This window comes from Citrobacter sp. Ce129 (assembly GCF_030334545.1).
Classification (GTDB): Bacteria; Pseudomonadota; Gammaproteobacteria; order Enterobacterales; family Enterobacteriaceae; genus Citrobacter; species Citrobacter europaeus.
In genome coordinates this window covers 509783-525448 of sequence record NZ_JAOWDS010000073.1, presented here as the reverse complement: position 1 = coordinate 525448, position 15666 = coordinate 509783, and the positions used below count along the sequence as shown (strand labels likewise).

The 15666-nt window shown below is 50.4% G+C and carries 16 protein-coding genes; 13 read left to right on the top strand and 3 right to left on the bottom strand.

The window, feature by feature from the left end; all coding sequences use genetic code 11:
• Positions 1 to 7: 7 nt before the first annotated feature.
• From eutB to eutR, 5 genes are read left to right on the top strand one after another with little or no spacing between them, the layout of a single operon-like run.
• Positions 8 to 1369 carry an ethanolamine ammonia-lyase subunit alpha gene (gene eutB, locus OGV77_RS22100; protein ID WP_005121914.1) on the top strand — a complete coding sequence of 454 codons (1362 nt, stop codon included), beginning with the start codon at positions 8 to 10 and terminating at the stop codon, positions 1367 to 1369.
• Between the two features lie 20 nt (positions 1370 to 1389).
• The gene (gene eutC / locus OGV77_RS22095; protein ID WP_043017963.1) at positions 1390 to 2292 is read left to right on the top strand and encodes an ethanolamine ammonia-lyase subunit EutC; all 903 of its coding nucleotides are present in this window, start codon (positions 1390 to 1392) and stop codon (positions 2290 to 2292) included.
• A gap of 9 nt (positions 2293 to 2301) precedes the next feature.
• Entirely contained in the window at positions 2302 to 2961 is a 660-nt protein-coding gene (gene eutL, locus OGV77_RS22090; protein WP_047409614.1) for an ethanolamine utilization microcompartment protein EutL, read from the top strand.
• An 11-nt stretch (positions 2962 to 2972) separates the two neighbouring features.
• Positions 2973 to 3503, top strand: coding sequence for an ethanolamine utilization microcompartment protein EutK (eutK, locus tag OGV77_RS22085; protein WP_087050907.1), 531 nt, complete (start codon positions 2973 to 2975; stop codon positions 3501 to 3503).
• Between the two features lie 48 nt (positions 3504 to 3551).
• Positions 3552 to 4604 (top strand): HTH-type transcriptional regulator EutR, encoded by a 1053-nt coding sequence (eutR, locus tag OGV77_RS22080; protein ID WP_043017145.1) that lies wholly within the window; start codon positions 3552 to 3554, stop codon positions 4602 to 4604.
• 99 nt (positions 4605 to 4703) lie between these two features.
• On the opposite strand, the gene hemF is transcribed toward eutR, so the two are convergent.
• Both hemF and amiA read right to left on the bottom strand, forming a co-directional pair.
• Positions 4704 to 5603, bottom strand: coding sequence for an oxygen-dependent coproporphyrinogen oxidase (gene hemF / locus OGV77_RS22075; protein WP_075145842.1), 900 nt, complete (start codon positions 5601 to 5603; stop codon positions 4704 to 4706).
• Between the two features lie 2 nt (positions 5604 to 5605).
• The gene (gene amiA, locus OGV77_RS22070) at positions 5606 to 6475 is read right to left on the bottom strand and encodes an N-acetylmuramoyl-L-alanine amidase AmiA (RefSeq protein ID WP_003038046.1); all 870 of its coding nucleotides are present in this window, start codon (positions 6473 to 6475) and stop codon (positions 5606 to 5608) included.
• A 212-nt stretch (positions 6476 to 6687) separates the two neighbouring features.
• Here amiA and OGV77_RS22065 point away from each other — a divergent pair, with 212 nt between their 5' ends.
• The 6 genes from OGV77_RS22065 (at position 6688) to OGV77_RS22040 (ending at position 12388) form a co-directional block, all read left to right on the top strand.
• Positions 6688 to 7113, top strand: a complete 426-nt coding sequence (locus OGV77_RS22065) for a GNAT family acetyltransferase (RefSeq protein WP_286502975.1) — start codon at positions 6688 to 6690, stop codon at positions 7111 to 7113.
• On the top strand, positions 7100 to 7549 hold the full coding sequence (locus tag OGV77_RS22060) for a DUF2919 domain-containing protein (protein ID WP_043017143.1): 450 nt from the start codon (positions 7100 to 7102) through the stop codon (positions 7547 to 7549). The genes OGV77_RS22065 and OGV77_RS22060 overlap by 14 nt, the downstream gene beginning before the upstream one ends.
• Positions 7550 to 7608: 59 nt before the next feature.
• Complete coding sequence (locus tag OGV77_RS22055) at positions 7609 to 8184, top strand: RpoE-regulated lipoprotein (RefSeq protein WP_043017142.1); 576 nt, start codon at positions 7609 to 7611, stop codon at positions 8182 to 8184.
• 93 nt (positions 8185 to 8277) lie between these two features.
• Positions 8278 to 9177, top strand: a complete 900-nt coding sequence (gene yfeX / locus OGV77_RS22050) for a porphyrinogen peroxidase (RefSeq protein ID WP_047409623.1) — start codon at positions 8278 to 8280, stop codon at positions 9175 to 9177.
• A 455-nt stretch (positions 9178 to 9632) separates the two neighbouring features.
• A complete protein-coding gene (gene argH, locus OGV77_RS22045) occupies positions 9633 to 11009 on the top strand; it encodes an argininosuccinate lyase (protein ID WP_087050906.1) in 1377 nt (458 codons plus the stop codon).
• Between the two features lie 62 nt (positions 11010 to 11071).
• On the top strand, positions 11072 to 12388 hold the full coding sequence (locus tag OGV77_RS22040; protein WP_087050905.1) for an anaerobic C4-dicarboxylate transporter family protein: 1317 nt from the start codon (positions 11072 to 11074) through the stop codon (positions 12386 to 12388).
• A 124-nt stretch (positions 12389 to 12512) separates the two neighbouring features.
• Here the strand turns inward: OGV77_RS22040 and OGV77_RS22035 are convergent, their stop codons facing one another.
• Positions 12513 to 13829: an anaerobic C4-dicarboxylate transporter family protein gene (locus OGV77_RS22035; RefSeq protein WP_043017138.1), complete on the bottom strand. Its 1317-nt coding sequence runs from the start codon at positions 13827 to 13829 to the stop codon at positions 12513 to 12515.
• 144 nt (positions 13830 to 13973) lie between these two features.
• On the opposite strand from OGV77_RS22035, the gene OGV77_RS22030 reads away from it, so the two are divergent.
• Both OGV77_RS22030 and ucpA read left to right on the top strand, forming a co-directional pair.
• A complete protein-coding gene (locus tag OGV77_RS22030) occupies positions 13974 to 14630 on the top strand; it encodes a FadR/GntR family transcriptional regulator (protein ID WP_043017137.1) in 657 nt (218 codons plus the stop codon).
• 173 nt (positions 14631 to 14803) lie between these two features.
• The gene (ucpA, locus tag OGV77_RS22025) at positions 14804 to 15595 is read left to right on the top strand and encodes an SDR family oxidoreductase UcpA (protein ID WP_047409642.1); all 792 of its coding nucleotides are present in this window, start codon (positions 14804 to 14806) and stop codon (positions 15593 to 15595) included.
• Positions 15596 to 15666: the final 71 nt, after the last annotated feature.

Below are 15666 nucleotides of genomic sequence, written 5' to 3'. Positions count from 1 at the left end.
ACGACTTATGAAACTAAAGACCACATTGTTCGGCAATGTTTATCAGTTTAAGGATGTTAAAGAGGTGCTGGCAAAAGCCAACGAACTGCGTTCGGGGGATGTGCTGGCAGGGGTAGCTGCAACCAGTTCACAGGAGCGCGTGGCGGCCAAGCAGGTGCTGTCGGAAATGACGGTGGCGGATATCCGCAATAACCCGGTGATTTCCTATGAAGAAGACTGCGTGACGCGTCTGATTCAGGATGACGTCAACGAAACGGCCTATAACCGCATCAAAAACTGGAGCATCAGCGAACTGCGCGAGTACGTGCTGAGCGATGAAACCTCCGTGGATGACATTGCGTTTATGCGCAAAGGGTTAACGTCAGAAGTGGTCGCAGGCGTGGCAAAAATTTGCTCCAACGCGGATCTGATCTACGGCGGTAAGAAAATGCCGGTGATCAAAAAGGCCAACACTACCATTGGTTTGCCGGGCACCTTTAGCTGCCGTTTGCAGCCGAACGATACCCGTGATGACGTGCAGAGTATTGCCGCGCAAATCTACGAAGGGCTGTCATTCGGCGCGGGGGATGCGGTGATCGGCGTTAACCCGGTAACGGATGACGTGGAAAACTTAAGCCGCGTACTGGATACCGTGTACGGCGTCATCGACAAATTCAACATTCCGACCCAGGGCTGCGTACTGGCGCACGTTACCACCCAGATCGAAGCGATTCGCCGCGGCGCGCCGGGCGGGCTGATTTTCCAGAGTATCTGCGGCAGCGAGAAAGGCTTAAAAGAGTTCGGCGTTGAGCTGGCTATGCTGGATGAAGCACGTGCAGTGGGGGCTGAGTTTAACCGCATCGCCGGGGAAAACTGCCTGTACTTCGAAACCGGGCAAGGGTCTGCGCTCTCTGCTGGCGCTAACTTTGGTGCCGATCAGGTGACGATGGAAGCACGTAACTACGGGCTGGCGCGCCACTACGATCCGTTCCTGGTGAACACCGTGGTGGGCTTTATCGGGCCGGAATATCTGTACAACGACCGTCAGATTATTCGCGCGGGTCTGGAAGACCATTTTATGGGCAAGCTGAGCGGCATCTCAATGGGCTGTGACTGCTGCTACACCAACCATGCTGATGCTGACCAGAACCTCAACGAAAACCTGATGATTTTGCTCGCCACCGCTGGCTGCAACTACATCATGGGCATGCCGCTCGGTGACGACATCATGCTCAACTATCAGACCACCGCGTTTCACGATACCGCCACCGTCCGTCAGTTGCTGAATTTACGGCCGTCGCCGGAGTTTGAACGCTGGCTGGAAACCATGGGCATTATGGCAAACGGTCGCCTGACCAAACGGGCGGGCGATCCGTCACTGTTCTTTTGATGACGCGGGGATGACACATGATGGATCAAAAGCAGATTGAAGAAATTGTACGTAGCGTGATGGCATCAATGGGGGAGTCGCAGCCGCAGGCTCAGGCTCAGACGCCGTCAGCACAAGCAAAATGCAGCACCACGCAGTGCGCCGCGCCGACTGGTGAAAGCTGTGCGATGGATTTAGGCTCCGCCGAAGCCAAAGCGTGGATTGGCGTTGAGGATCCGCATCGTGCAGATGTGTTGACCGAACTGCGTCGTAGCACCGCAGCGCGCGTATGTACCGGCCGTGCCGGTCCTCGCCCGCGTACTCAGGCGTTGTTGCGTTTCCTTGCCGACCATTCGCGTTCGAAAGATACGGTCTTAAAAGAAGTGCCGGAAGAGTGGGTAAAAGCTCAGGGGCTGCTGGAAGTGCGCTCGGAAATCAGTGACAAAAATCTGTATCTGACGCGTCCGGATCTGGGGCGTCGTCTGAGTGCGGAAGCCATTGAAGCGCTGAAATCACAGTGTGTAATGAATCCGGATGTACAGGTAATTATCTCTGATGGCCTGTCGACTGATGCTATCACCGCCAACTACGAAGAGATCCTGCCGCCGCTGTTGTCGGGCTTAAAACAGGCCGGATTGAAGGTTGGGACGCCATTCTTTGTTCGCTATGGTCGCGTGAAAATCGAAGATCAGATCGGCGAACTGCTGGGCGCGAAAGCGGTGATCCTGCTGGTTGGGGAACGTCCGGGCCTTGGCCAGTCTGAAAGCCTTTCCTGCTACGCCGTCTATTCGCCGCGTGTGGCGACGACCGTTGAAGCTGACCGTACCTGTATCTCGAACATTCACCAGGGCGGTACGCCACCGGTTGAAGCGGCGGCGGTGATTGTGGATTTGGCCAAGCGCATGCTGGAGCAAAAAGCATCCGGCATCAATATGACCCGTTAAGGAGGCATCATGCCAGCATTAGATTTGATTAGACCTTCAGTCACCGCAATGCGCGTGATTGCCTCGATAAATGACGGTTTTGCCCGTGAACTTAAATTACCGCCACATATACGTAGCCTCGGACTCATCACAGCAGATTCTGATGACGTGGCGTATATTGCTGCAGACGAAGCGACAAAACAGGCAATGGTCGAAGTGGTTTATGGCCGCTCGCTGTATGCCGGCGCGGCGCACAGTCCCTCTCCAACCTCGGGCGAAGTACTGATTATGCTCGGAGGGCCAAACCCGGCCGAAGTTCGCGCAGGTCTGGACGCGATGGTGGCCAATATTGAAAGCGGCGCGGCGTTCCAGTGGGCGAATGACGCAGAAGATACCGCTTTCCTGGCGCACGTGGTTTCGCGTACCGGGTCGTATCTTTCGGCTACCGCAGGATGCCGACTTGGCGATCCGATGGCGTATCTGGTGGCGCCGCCGCTGGAAGCGACATTTGGCATTGATGCTGCGCTGAAATCTGCCGATGTACAACTGGTGACCTACGTCCCACCGCCGTCAGAAACTAACTACTCGGCCGCGTTTTTGACCGGGAGCCAGGCCGCTTGTAAAGCTGCATGTAACGCCTTTGCCGATGCCGTTCTGGATATTGCCCGTAATCCAGTCCAGCGCGCGTAAGAGAGGTTGTGATGATCAATGCACTGGGATTACTGGAAGTGGATGGCATGGTGGCTGCCGTGGATGCGGCAGATGCCATGCTGAAAGCCGCGAATGTGCGTCTGCTTAGCCACGAAGTGCTCGATCCTGGCCGGTTGACGCTGGTGGTGGAAGGCGATCTGGCGGCGTGCCGCGCAGCGCTTGATGCCGGCAGCGCCGCCGCAGCGCGTACGGGCCGTGTTATCAGCCGTAAGGAAATAGGCCGGCCGGACGATGACACCCAGTGGCTGATCGGCGGTTTTAAGCGCCAGCCGAAGAAACCAGAACAGAAGCCAGAAGTGAAAGCAGACGTAAAGGCAGAGAAGACGCAGGACGCCCCGTTGACGCCTGAGTCCTCTGAGCAACTTCTGACGCTGTTGGCATCGGTCCGTCAAGGAATGACGGCAGGGGAAGTGGCTGCCCATTTTGGCTGGTCACTTGATGAAGCCAGAAGGGCGCTGGAACAGCTCTTTTCTGGCGGAGCGTTGCGTAAACGCAGTAGTCGCTATCGCTTAAAAAACTAACCTGTCGGAGGGCCGGGGGCTTCGTTGAAGCTTCCGGCTTAAAAGATCATGAAAAAGAAACGTACTGCAAACCTGCACCATCTTTATCATGAAGCATTACCCGAAGACGTTAAACTTACGCCGAAAGTGGAGGTGGACAACGTTCACCAACGGCGAACAACGGATGTGTATGAGCATGCGCTGACGATTACCGCATGGCAGCAGATCTACGACCAGCTGCATCCGGGAAAATTTCATGGCGAGTTCACGGAAATCCTGCTCGACGATATTCAGGTGTTCCGTGAATACACCGGACTGGCACTACGTCAGTCGTGTCTTGTCTGGCCGAACTCCTTCTGGTTTGGTATTCCGGCCACGCGCGGCGAACAGGGATTTATTGGCACCCAGTGTCTCGGTAACGCTGAAATTGCCACCCGACCTGGCGGGACGGAATTTGAACTGAGTACACCGGATGACTACACCATTTTGGGTGTCGTAATTTCGCAAGAGGCGATTGCCCGCCAGGCCAACTTCCTCCACAACCCGGAAAGGGTGCTGCATATGCTGCGTAACCAGTCGGCGCTGGAGGTAAAAGAGCAACATAAAGCTGCGCTATGGGGCTTTGTGCAGCAGGCGCTGGCGACATTTAGCGAGAATCCGGAAAACCTCCATCAACCTGCGGTACGCAAAGTGCTGGGCGATAACCTGTTGCTGGCGATGGGCACAATGCTGGAAGAAGCGCAGCCGATAATCACGGCCGAGAGCATCAGCCATCAGAGCTATCGTCGCCTGCTGTCGCGTGCGCGCGAGTATGTGCTGGAAAATATGTCAGAGCCGCTGACGGTACTCGACTTGTGTAATCAACTTCACGTCAGCCGTCGGACGCTGCAAAACGCTTTTCATACGATACTCGGAATTGGTCCGAACGCATGGTTAAAACGTATTCGTTTGAACGCCGTGCGTCGCGAGCTGATAAGCCCATGGTCGCAAAGCGCGACGGTAAAAGATGCCGCCATGCAGTGGGGATTCTGGCATTTGGGGCAGTTTGCCACCGACTACCAGCAATTGTTTGCGGAGAAACCGTCGTTAACGCTACATCAGCGTATGCGCCAGTGGGCGTGATGACACTATTGTGCCGGATGCGACGCTTTGCGTCTTATCCGGCCTACGGGGCTGTGCCGTTGTAGTTGTAAGCCTGAAAAGCGTAGGGCCATCAGGCAATTACACCCAGTCGCGGACCTGTATAAACTCGCTAAGGGCGGCTTCCGGGCTGTTCGTTTCCGGCTGCCAGTCATACTCCCAGCGCACCAGCGGCGGCATCGACATCAGAATCGATTCCGTACGCCCGCCGGTCTGTAAACCAAATAACGTGCCGCGATCCCACACCAGATTAAATTCCACATAGCGCCCGCGACGATAGAGCTGGAAATCGCGCTCGCGCTCGCTCCAGCTCATCGCTTTGCGGCGTTCGACGATCGGTAGATACGCCTCGGTGTAACCTTGTCCTACCGCCTGCATAAAGGCGAAACAGTGGTCGAAATCCGGCGTATTCAAATCGTCAAAAAACAACCCGCCGATGCCACGCTGTTCGTTACGATGCTTGAGGAAGAAGTAGTCGTCGCACCACTTCTTGTAACGGGGATAAACGTCATCACCGAACGGTTGGCACAGATCCCGCGCCGTGCGGTGCCAGTGAACTGCATCCTCATCAAAGCCGTAGTAGGGCGTTAAGTCAAAGCCGCCGCCAAACCACCAGACCGGATCAGCGCCCGGTTTTTCCGCGATAAAAAACCGTACATTGGCATGACTGGTCGGAATGTAGGGATTCTGCGGATGCACCACCAGTGAGACGCCCATGGCTTCAAAGCTGCGCCCGGCAAGCTCCGGGCGATGCGCGGTAGCCGAGGCCGGCATTGCCTCGCCGTGGACATGGGAGAAGTTAACGCCCGCTTGCTCGAAAATACCGCCGTTACGTAGCACCCGACTGCGACCGCCGCCGCCCGCTTCGCGCTGCCAGTTATCTTCAACAAACTCAGCGCCATCTACGGCGGATAACTGCTGGCAAATATTATCCTGCAGGCTGAGCAGGAACTGTTTTACGCGCTGTGCATCGGGCTTCATGGTTAACGTTTCTTCGAGTGTGCTTTCTGGTTATCAAACCAGTGGAAATAGCTGATGATGCCATTGGCGATAGCGGTGGCGATTTTCTGGCGAAATGCCGCCGTACCCAGCAGACGTTCTTCTTCCGGGTTGGTAATGAACGAGGTTTCGACCAGTACCGACGGAATTGATGGTGATTTTAACACCACGAAGGCGGCCTGTTCGGTGCTGCGACTGTGCAGACGGTGTACCGGCTTGATCTTCTTAAGAATATGCGAACCTAACGTCAGGCTGTTTTTAATGGTGTCAGTTTGCACCAGATCGAACAGCACCTGCTGCAGCAAATGGTCTTTGTCGGTGGCCTTCTTTCCGGCCACTTCATCGGCCCGGTTCTCACGATCGGACAGATACTTCGCCATGGCGCTACTGGCGCCGCGATTGGATAACGCAAAGACTGAAGCACCTGCCGCGCTTGGGTTGGTAAATCCGTCGGCGTGGATCGACATGAACAGATCGGCACCATGTTTATGGGCGATCTCGACGCGATCGTAAAGCGGAATAAACGTATCGCCGGAGCGGGTCAGGCGTGCATCAATCCCCTGGTTGCGTAGAATCGAGCGCACGTTTTTGGCAATTGCCAGTACCACATGCTTTTCCTTCGAGCCATTGCGACCAATTGCGCCGGTATCAATTCCTCCGTGACCCGGATCAAGAACAACAACGCGCTTAGCGCCGGATTTTTTCGCTTTCGGTTTGCTGTGGCCATTGCTGGTCTTAAGCGCTTCTTCTTTAGCGATGGCTTGCGACATGCCTGACAGCGTCAGGGCGGCCAGCCCGGCTTTCAACACCTGGCGGCGCGATGTGAGTGTTTTTAGTGGTTTAAAAGTGCTCATACGGCCTGAGTTGTAAAAAAAAGGTTCTAAACGTTATATCGTATCGCGTTGTCCGTTGCGACGGATCGGGATAAGAATTGTTTTACTTTTCATTTCAATACGTGACAATTCCGTATTATGCCATTTTTTCCGCCGCTTCGCGTCAGATATTGGCTAAATCAGCCGTTCGCGCCATAATCGCTTTTTAACGTCCTGAAAAGGTAACCAATACCATGGAAATACGCGTTTTTCGCCAGGAAGATTTCGAAGAGGTGATCACCCTCTGGGAGCGCTGTGATTTGCTGCGTCCATGGAACGACCCTGAAATGGACATCGAACGTAAAGTAAATCATGACGTCAGTTTGTTCCTGGTTGCTGAAGTGAACGGCGAGGTGGTCGGTACGGTGATGGGCGGATACGACGGACATCGCGGCTCGGCCTATTACCTGGGCGTGCATCCTGAGTTTCGCGGCCGCGGCATCGCCAATGCGCTACTGAACCGGCTGGAGAAAAAGCTCATTGCCCGCGGTTGTCCGGAGATTCAAATCATGGTGCGTGACGATAACGACGTTGTACAGGGCATGTATGAGCGTCTGGGTTATGAGCATGCGGATGTACTCAATCTGGGTAAGCGCTTGATCGAAGATGAAGAGTACTGAGTTTCATCCGGCCGACTATGACGGTCATGGGCGTCTGCGCCTGCCTTTTCTGTTCTGGTGCGTACTGCTGTTGCAGGCGCGCACCTGGGTTCTGTTCGTGATTGCCGGTTCTTCACGTGAACAAGGCAACACGTTGCTGAATCTGTTTTATCCCGATCATGACGCATTCTGGTTGGGATTGCTTCCCGGCGTTCCCGCGGTGCTGGCGTTTTTAATCAGCGGGCGACGCTTTGCGTTTCCGGTGATATGGCGCTGGCTGCGCGGATTACTGATCCTCGCTCAGTTGGTGCTGTTGTGCTGGCAGCCGGCGATGTGGCTGGCAGGCGATCCGGTCAACGGCGTCGGGCTGGCGCTGCTGGTGGCGGATATTGTCGCGCTGATCTGGCTATTAACCAATCAACGCCTGCGCGCCTGTTTTTCCTTTGAGAAAGAATGACGGCACTTTTCTTTGAAACCGGACTCCAAGCAACGTTGATAAATAAGGAAGGAAGTGAAATGAAATCACTGCGTTTGACTTTATGCGCGATGCCGCTGCTACTGACCGGGTGTTCAACGTTGTCGTCGGTAAACTGGTCTGCCGCCAATCCGTGGAACTGGTTTGGTTCTTCAACGCAGGTCACTGAGCAGGGCGTCGGCGCGTTAACGGGCGCGACGCCGTTGGATGAAAAAGCCATTGCTGATGCGCTGGACGGTGATTACCGCCTGCGTAGCGGGATGAAGACCGATAACGGTAATGTGGTGCGCTTCTATGAAGCGATGAAAGATGACAAGCTGGCGATGGTCATCAATGGCAGCCAGGGAACCATCAGCAGAATTGATGTATTGGACAGCGCTATCTCGTCCTCCGCGGGTGTTGAAATGGGTACACCGTTTAGTGACCTTTATACTAAAGCTTTCGGTAATTGTCAGAAAGCAACCGGAGATGACAGCGCGGGCGTAGAGTGTAAAGCTGAAGGAAGTCAACATATTAGCTATGTCTTTTCCGGTGAGTGGAGCGGGCCTGAAGGCTTAATGCCGTCTGACGACACGTTGAAAGCATGGAAAGTAAGCAAAATTATCTGGCGGCGTTAATTTGCGTCTGAACAAATCAGCTTGTTAAAAAAACAGGTAGAATAGCGCCCAACAATGCCACGATGTCGTGGCATCTTTTTTTCAGGAGGAACAATGTCTCAGGTTCAGAGTGGCATTTTGCCAGAACATTGCCGTGCGGCGATTTGGATTGAAGCCAATGTTAAAGGCGACGTTGAGGCCCTGCGAGCGGCCAGCAAAATCTTCGCCGATAAGCTGGCGACCTTCGAAGCTAAGTTCCCGGACGCGCATCTGGGCGCGGTTGTCGCTTTCGGCAACAATACCTGGCGTACGCTGAGCGGCGGCGTTGGCGCAGAAGAGTTAAAAGACTTTATCCCTTACGGTAAAGGCCTGGCGCCAGCCACCCAGTATGATGTGCTGATCCATATTCTCTCTTTGCGTCATGATGTGAATTTCTCCGTCGCGCAGGCGGCAATGGAAGCATTTGGCGACTGTATTGAAGTCAAAGAAGAGATCCACGGTTTCCGTTGGGTTGAAGAACGCGATCTCAGCGGCTTTGTTGACGGTACGGAAAACCCGGCAGGCGAAGAAACGCGCCGTGAAGTTGCCGTTATCAAAGATGGCGTGGATGCTGGCGGCAGCTATGTGTTTGTGCAGCGTTGGGAACATAACCTGAAGCAGCTTAATCGCATGAGTATCCATGACCAGGAAATGATGATTGGTCGTACTAAAGAAGCCAACGAAGAGATCGACGGTGATGACCGTCCGGTCACCTCTCACCTGAGCCGTGTCGATCTGAAGGAAGACGGTAAAGGACTGAAAATTGTGCGCCAGAGCCTGCCATACGGCACCGCCAGCGGTACGCACGGTCTTTACTTCTGCGCCTATTGCGCCCGCCTGCACAACATTGAACAACAGCTGTTGAGCATGTTTGGCGACACAGACGGTAAGCGCGACGCGATGCTGCGTTTCACCAAACCAGTGACCGGCGGCTATTACTTTGCCCCATCGCTGGATCGTTTATTGAGCCTGTAATTTTTGTGCCAGATGGCGGCGTCAGCGCCATCTGGTAAAAAATAGCTATCCCCCAAGCCACACAACATCTGCCATGTCGATAATGCACCCGCATTGATGCTCTCCCTGGAGAATCTCTCCCCAAGTTCAGTGCTATTAACCTGCCAGTTTATTCGTATAACAACAGTATTAAATGCCACTATTTAGAGTCAATAAGCTATTAATAACAATTTATTACTTTAAAAATTCTGAATATATCTGAAATAAAACATGATTTAAATGTGATAAAGATCTGATTTTTTTTGCGTGATTCATAAAAAATAAACCCGCCAATAAGTGTAATTAATTACTATATAAATTGATTTAATGGCTTCATTTGTTGACAATTAAAATGACAGTCTTGTAATCTGAAAATGACCGAAAAATAACGGAATTTTTATTTAACTATTTTGCAACAAAAACTCCCTGGAGGTTTTATGTCTACAAAATTATGGGGTGGGCGCTTTGATATGCCTACAAATAAACTGGTTGAATCCTATAACGCGACAATTATGTTGGAACAACGTCTCTGCCCTTTCGATATTCAGGGGAGTATTGCTCATGCCACTATGTTGGGCCGTCAGGGAATTATTACGCAGGATGAAGCGAATAAGATTATTGCTGGCTTAAGGCAAGTAGATAAAGAGATTAAGGAAGGGCAGTTCGTTTTTGATACCGTTGATGAAGATATTCATATGGCGATTGAGAGACGTATGACAGAAATAATTGGTCCTGTTGGCGGGAAGTTACATACAGGCCGAAGTCGTAATGACCAAACGACTGTTGATTCTAAAATGCATATGAGATCAACTATTCGGGAAATTCAGCAGGATATCGTTAATCTGCAAAAAGTTATTATCAGCAAAGCTGAAAATAACATTAATGCGATTATGCCCGGTTATACTCATTTGCAGACCGGGCAGCCCATTCTTCTGTCGCACTGGATAATGGCATATTACTGGATGTTACGCCGTGACTGGACCCGTTTTGAAGACCTTTATCAACGCATGGGGGAATGCCCTTTAGGTTCAGCGGCCCTTGCTGGTACAACTTTCCCCATTGATCGTGATTTCACGGCTCAAGAGCTTGGTTTTGACAAGCCGACTGAGAATAGTATTGATTCTGTCAGCGATCGCGACCATATGGTTGAATTCACTGCTGCAGCGGCTATGTGTTTTATGCATCTTACCCGTTTGTCTGAAGAGCTGGTTTTATTCTCAAGTCAGGATTTTAAATTTATTGAGCTTTCAGATGATTTCTGTACCGGCTCCAGCATTATGCCACAGAAGAAAAATCCCGATGTGGCCGAAAAAATGCGTGGTAAAGGTGGGCGTATGTACGGAAATCTAATGGCGATGCTGACCATCATGAAAGGTATTCCTCTCGCCTACAATACTGATATGAGTGAGGATAAAGAACAGGTCTATGACTCTATGGATACCTTACAGACCAGTCTGAAAATTATGGCGCCGATGCTCGAGAAAATGGTTATTCTCTCAGAGAATACTCGCAGCGCAGCAGCGAGAGGTTTTTCAAACGCGACCGATATGGCTGACTACCTGGTTCGAAAAGGAATCCCTTTCAGGGAAGCTCACCATATTGTTGGCAGTGCTGTTAATTACTGTATAAAACATAGAAAAATGTTGGAAGAACTTACCCTGAATGAATTCCATTCATTTGATGATAAGATTGATAATGATATTTATGAGAGTATATCTCTCGAAGCATGTATTAAATCAAGAATGTCTTATGGTGGAACTGGCACTGACGCTGTTAAAAAACAGATCGAAGTTGCTAAATCATATTTAAACTAATCCTGAGCATAATAATTAATATCTCCCGGATGCAATATCCGGGAGATGCTTAGAGGTGAAAAATGGATGCTTTATTTTTTATACAATTATTAATTGTACTCGCCTGTATTGGTATAGGCGGGCGTTATGGCGGAATGGGGCTTGGTGCTGGTGGAGGACTTGGCGTTGCAATATTAGTTCTGGGCTTTGGACTTAAACCCTCCACACCATCTATTACTGCAATGTTAATTATTATTTGCGTGATTGGCGCTGTCAGCGTATTACAGGCCGCTGGAGGACTTGATTATCTTGTGCGTGTGGCTGAAAAATTACTGCGTAAAAAACCACAGGCTATTACTTTTGTTGCCCCAATATTAACTTCCATATTTACACTATTCTGTGGCACTACTTACGTTGCTTTCTCTTTGTATCCGGTTGTCGCTGAGGTTGCTGCTGAAGCAAAGGTCCGTCCGGAGCGAGCGTTGTCCGCAACGGTTATTGCGGCCAGTGTCGCGGTTGCAGCCAGTCCGATGAGTGCGGCAACCGCGGGGATGCTGGCAATCCTGCATGAATATGCTGGGATTACTCTTGGGCAAATACTGACAATTGCTCTCCCTTCATTCTTTTTGGCTGCCATTGTTACCAGCTTTTCGGTTTATAAACGCGGAAAAGAGCTGGAGGACGATCCGGAATTTCAGAGGAGAGTAGCCGCTGGCGAATATGAGTTCATGCATACTGAGCAGAAAAAAGAATATGTTGCTTCGGCCGGCGCTAAAAAAGGCGTTGTGATCTTTGCGATTGGCGTAGTACTGGTGCTTATTTTAGGTTCTTTTACAGGGTTACTCCCTTCCTGGGATGGAAAAAGACTGTCAACCCCAATGGTTATTCAGATGATTATGTTGACAGCAGCTTTGTTTATTATGATCGTCAGTAAAGTACCACGCAGTAGCTTGAATAGCGGCTCAGTCTTCCGTGCTGGTTTAATGGGGGTGGTGGCAATCCTTGGCGTTTCATGGATGACTGCGACGTTTTTTGATGCCTATCAGCCAGAATTGATTAAGGTCTTTGGTGGCATTGTAAATGGCGCTCCAATGCTATTTGGTGTGGTTGTATTCTTGTTCTCTCTGGTCATTATGAGTCCTGCGGCGACGGTAGCTGCCATCATGCCACTTGGTGTTACCTTGGGTATACCAGCCCCGTTTCTTATTGCTATTTTTGCCTGTACCTGTGGTGACTTCATTATACCGGGAGCAAATCAAATCGGTTGTGTTGCATTTGACCGAACAGGTACCACAAAGATTGGACGCTTTGTTGTCAACCATAGCTATATTCGTCCGGGCTTTGTCATGGTCATCTCTCAGGTAATTTTTGCTTATCTAATTGCTCAGGTTGTTCTGTAAAGTACGTTCTGTGGAAAACTGCAGTGGCGATATTCAATAATGAGTAATGGGCATCCTCTCTGAGCTCGTTCAGGGGGGATGCCATGAAGAAAAGGTATTACCACAATTAACGAGCTCTCTCGCTCTACATCAGCATTCTGGAAAAAAGGAAGCAAAAAAGGGTTGATGCTACAACAGTAACAAGGCCTGGTAGCATGTAGCTGTGATTAACCACATACTTGCCAATTCGAGTTGTCCCGGTTCGATCAAACGCCACACAGCCGATCTGTGCCCCTCCAGGAATAATGAACGATCCACAAGTAAGCGGGAGCAGGGCGACCAGGGTTTCTGCCGGATATCCCATTAACACGCCAGCGGGGAGTAGCGCTACAGCAGTTGCAGCTGGGCTATAAATTACGGCAGAAAGGCCAAAAACAATAATGCCAAACAATACGGGATTCTGAAAACCGTGGAAGGCAGTATTAAATAATTCGTGCCATGCCTCAAAGAAGGAGTTCATCATCCATGACAGACCAAATATGGCGACGACACCTACAAGACCTGCTTTAAAAACTGAACCTGAATCTAGTTTTGATGGAGAAATTCGGCACACCATCATAATAATACATGCTGTTGTCAGCATAACTATTTGCAGTGTGGTTGGGATACTCATACGTTCCATTCCGCTACCGTTATTCCACTGTGGACGTAACTCAGGAATTGAACCCATAAGCACCACCAGAATGATACCGGTAAGGAAAATCAGCAATCCTCTCTTCGCTTCTTTTGTCACTATATTGGCGGTTCGCTCTTCAGCTTTTACTGATTCAAACTCACCTTCAGCAACCCTGCGTTGGAATTCCGGATCGTTTTTAAGCTCATGACCTCTTTTAAAGACGAAAAGGCAGCCGACAATACAGCCCAGGAACGTTCCGGGAACGGTGACCAACAAGATATCTAAAGCAGAGACATGTAAGCCAGCAAGGACAGCAATTGTCCCTGTAACGACCGCACTGACTGGGCTGGCAATGAGCCCAAAATTGGCAGCGATTACTGACATAGACATGGCCCTTTCTGGCCGTACCCTGGCATCTGCTGCAATTTCAGCAATTACTGGATAAACGGAAAAGGCAACATACCCTGTTCCGCAGATAGCAGTAAAAAGGTAAGCGACAGCTGGGCCGAGAAAAGTGATAGCGCCTGGCCACTTTCTGAGGATCCGTTCTGCCATCGTAACGAATAAATCAAGCCCACCAGCCGCCTGGAGGATTGTGATGCATGTGATAACCGCAAGGATAATAGAAATAACAGTAATAGGAGGTGAGTCGGGGGGGAGCCCAAAACCAAAAGTCAGGATAGCGAGTCCCAACCCGCCAGCAGCCCCGAGGCCAATCCCGCCAAAACGCCCGCCTATACCGATACATATCAGTACTATCGCAAACTGAGTTACGAATAACACCATAATTAATTCCTTTTTATTAACAAATGACCTGATATAATTTGAATAATAGGGGCTATAATCTTACCATAACAGTATATTAATCAATCTAACTTATTAGATTATTTATACTCATGATTTTTACAGCACTTTAATCAGAGAGTGTTTATGGATAACAAAAACGAACTGTTTGAAAGTATTAAAAATTATCTGCTTGATGATGCTAACCGCAATGCTGATGGGCGCATTGAAACTGAAACTGAACTTGCTGTTCGTTTTAATACATCAAGATATAAAGTTCGTCAGGCGCTCAGTACGCTGGTACAGATGGGAATGCTTGAACGTTCTCCCCGTCGTGGTAGCGTCTTGAAAAATTTGGAACAGCACAATATAAATCACCAGTTATTAATGCAGTTTGATTTGTCCGGGTTTGATATCACGGAATTTACAGAGGCAAGGATCCTGATTGAGTGTGCGATTATCCCTCTGGCAACGCGTAGAATCTTCCCGGCAATGCTCTCCAAACTTGAAAATGAGCTAAGGCTTATTGAAGAAAATGCGGATAACCCCCTGGTGGCCGATCGTCACGATAGAGATTTTCATTTGCTCTTGCTACAGGCGAGTGGCAATCGAGTGCTGCAGGTTTTCTCAGATGTCCTGATTACTTATTTTGAGAAAACAAGGGAGTCGTTACCTGCGAACGATCGTCAGTATTTTCTTGATACGGCGACAAAGCAGAGGGAAATACTGCTTCATATTAAGAAAGGGGACGCGCAGATGGCGTCGGAGTTGATGAGAGCACATTTGCTGGAAAAACGGCTGTAAATCTTCTGATAACGTAGTCAGAACATGTTTGCTGTTGGGTCCCCGCATCGTCGGGGATTTTTTTACCTGAGATTAACCTGATTTAGTGAGCTATTCCTCAGCACTAATTTGTTATTGCTGTATCTTCTGCGTGAATGAAGTGAATGCTTCATATTCAAAAGGAGAATATTGAAATGGGAAAACTCACGGGCAAAACAGCATTGATTACGGGCGCATCTCAGGGTATTGGCGAAGGGATTGCCAGAACGTTTGCCCGCCATGGCGCGAACTTAATCCTGCTGGATATCTCCGATGAGATTGAAAAACTGGCGGATGAACTGGCTGGGCGTGGACACCGTTGCACAGCCGTTCATGCTGACGTCAGAGATTTTGCGTCGGTAGCGGAAGCGGTAAAACGCGCGAAGAAAATCGAAGGCAAAATCGATATTCTGGTCAACAATGCGGGCGTCTGTCGCCTCGGCAACTTCCTTGATATGAGCGATGAAGATCGCGATTTCCACATTGATATTAACATTAAAGGCGTCTGGAACGTGACGAAAGCCGTTCTGCCGGAGATGATTGCGCGCAAAGACGGGCGCATCGTGATGATGTCATCTGTGACTGGAGATATGGTTGCCGATCCGGGCGAAACGGCTTATGCGTTGTCGAAAGCCGCAATTATCGGTTTGACCAAATCCCTGGCGGTCGAATACGCGCAGTCCGGCATTCGCGTGAATGCCATTTGCCCGGGCTACGTTCGTACGCCGATGGCGGAAAACATCGCTCGTCAGTCTAATCCGCAGGATCCGGAATCCGTATTAGTCGAAATGGCGAAAGCTATTCCGATGCGCCGTTTGGCCTGCCCGCTTGAGGTCGGTGAACTGGCGGCATTCCTGGCGTCGGATGAGTCCAGTTACTTAACTGGCACGCAAAATGTGATTGATGGCGGCAGCACCCTGCCTGAAAGCGTTAGCGTTGGCGTCTGATTGATGCCGGTCTCCTCCCTGGTGAACCTGGGGAGGTGCCCCCCTTATTCTCTTTTCAACTTTCAAATCAT

What these genes read in the sequence shown, in the direction of transcription:
- eutL (WP_047409614.1), top strand. Translation starts at nt 2,302, where the DNA reads ATGCCAGCATTAGATTTGATTAGACCTTCAGTCACCGCAATGCGCGTG.
- amiA (WP_003038046.1), bottom strand. Translation starts at nt 6,475, where the DNA reads ATGAGCACTTTTAAACCACTAAAAACACTCACATCGCGCCGCCAGGTG.
- hemF (WP_075145842.1), bottom strand. Translation starts at nt 5,603, where the DNA reads ATGAAGCCCGATGCACAGCGCGTAAAACAGTTCCTGCTCAGCCTGCAG.
- OGV77_RS22065 (WP_286502975.1), top strand. Translation starts at nt 6,688, where the DNA reads ATGGAAATACGCGTTTTTCGCCAGGAAGATTTCGAAGAGGTGATCACC.
- eutC (WP_043017963.1), top strand. Translation starts at nt 1,390, where the DNA reads ATGGATCAAAAGCAGATTGAAGAAATTGTACGTAGCGTGATGGCATCA.
- eutK (WP_087050907.1), top strand. Translation starts at nt 2,973, where the DNA reads ATGATCAATGCACTGGGATTACTGGAAGTGGATGGCATGGTGGCTGCC.
- ucpA (WP_047409642.1), top strand. Translation starts at nt 14,804, where the DNA reads ATGGGAAAACTCACGGGCAAAACAGCATTGATTACGGGCGCATCTCAG.
- OGV77_RS22040 (WP_087050905.1), top strand. Translation starts at nt 11,072, where the DNA reads ATGGATGCTTTATTTTTTATACAATTATTAATTGTACTCGCCTGTATT.
- eutR (WP_043017145.1), top strand. Translation starts at nt 3,552, where the DNA reads ATGAAAAAGAAACGTACTGCAAACCTGCACCATCTTTATCATGAAGCA.
- OGV77_RS22030 (WP_043017137.1), top strand. Translation starts at nt 13,974, where the DNA reads ATGGATAACAAAAACGAACTGTTTGAAAGTATTAAAAATTATCTGCTT.
- OGV77_RS22035 (WP_043017138.1), bottom strand. Translation starts at nt 13,829, where the DNA reads ATGGTGTTATTCGTAACTCAGTTTGCGATAGTACTGATATGTATCGGT.
- yfeX (WP_047409623.1), top strand. Translation starts at nt 8,278, where the DNA reads ATGTCTCAGGTTCAGAGTGGCATTTTGCCAGAACATTGCCGTGCGGCG.
- eutB (WP_005121914.1), top strand. Translation starts at nt 8, where the DNA reads ATGAAACTAAAGACCACATTGTTCGGCAATGTTTATCAGTTTAAGGAT.
- OGV77_RS22055 (WP_043017142.1), top strand. Translation starts at nt 7,609, where the DNA reads ATGAAATCACTGCGTTTGACTTTATGCGCGATGCCGCTGCTACTGACC.
- OGV77_RS22060 (WP_043017143.1), top strand. Translation starts at nt 7,100, where the DNA reads ATGAAGAGTACTGAGTTTCATCCGGCCGACTATGACGGTCATGGGCGT.
- argH (WP_087050906.1), top strand. Translation starts at nt 9,633, where the DNA reads ATGTCTACAAAATTATGGGGTGGGCGCTTTGATATGCCTACAAATAAA.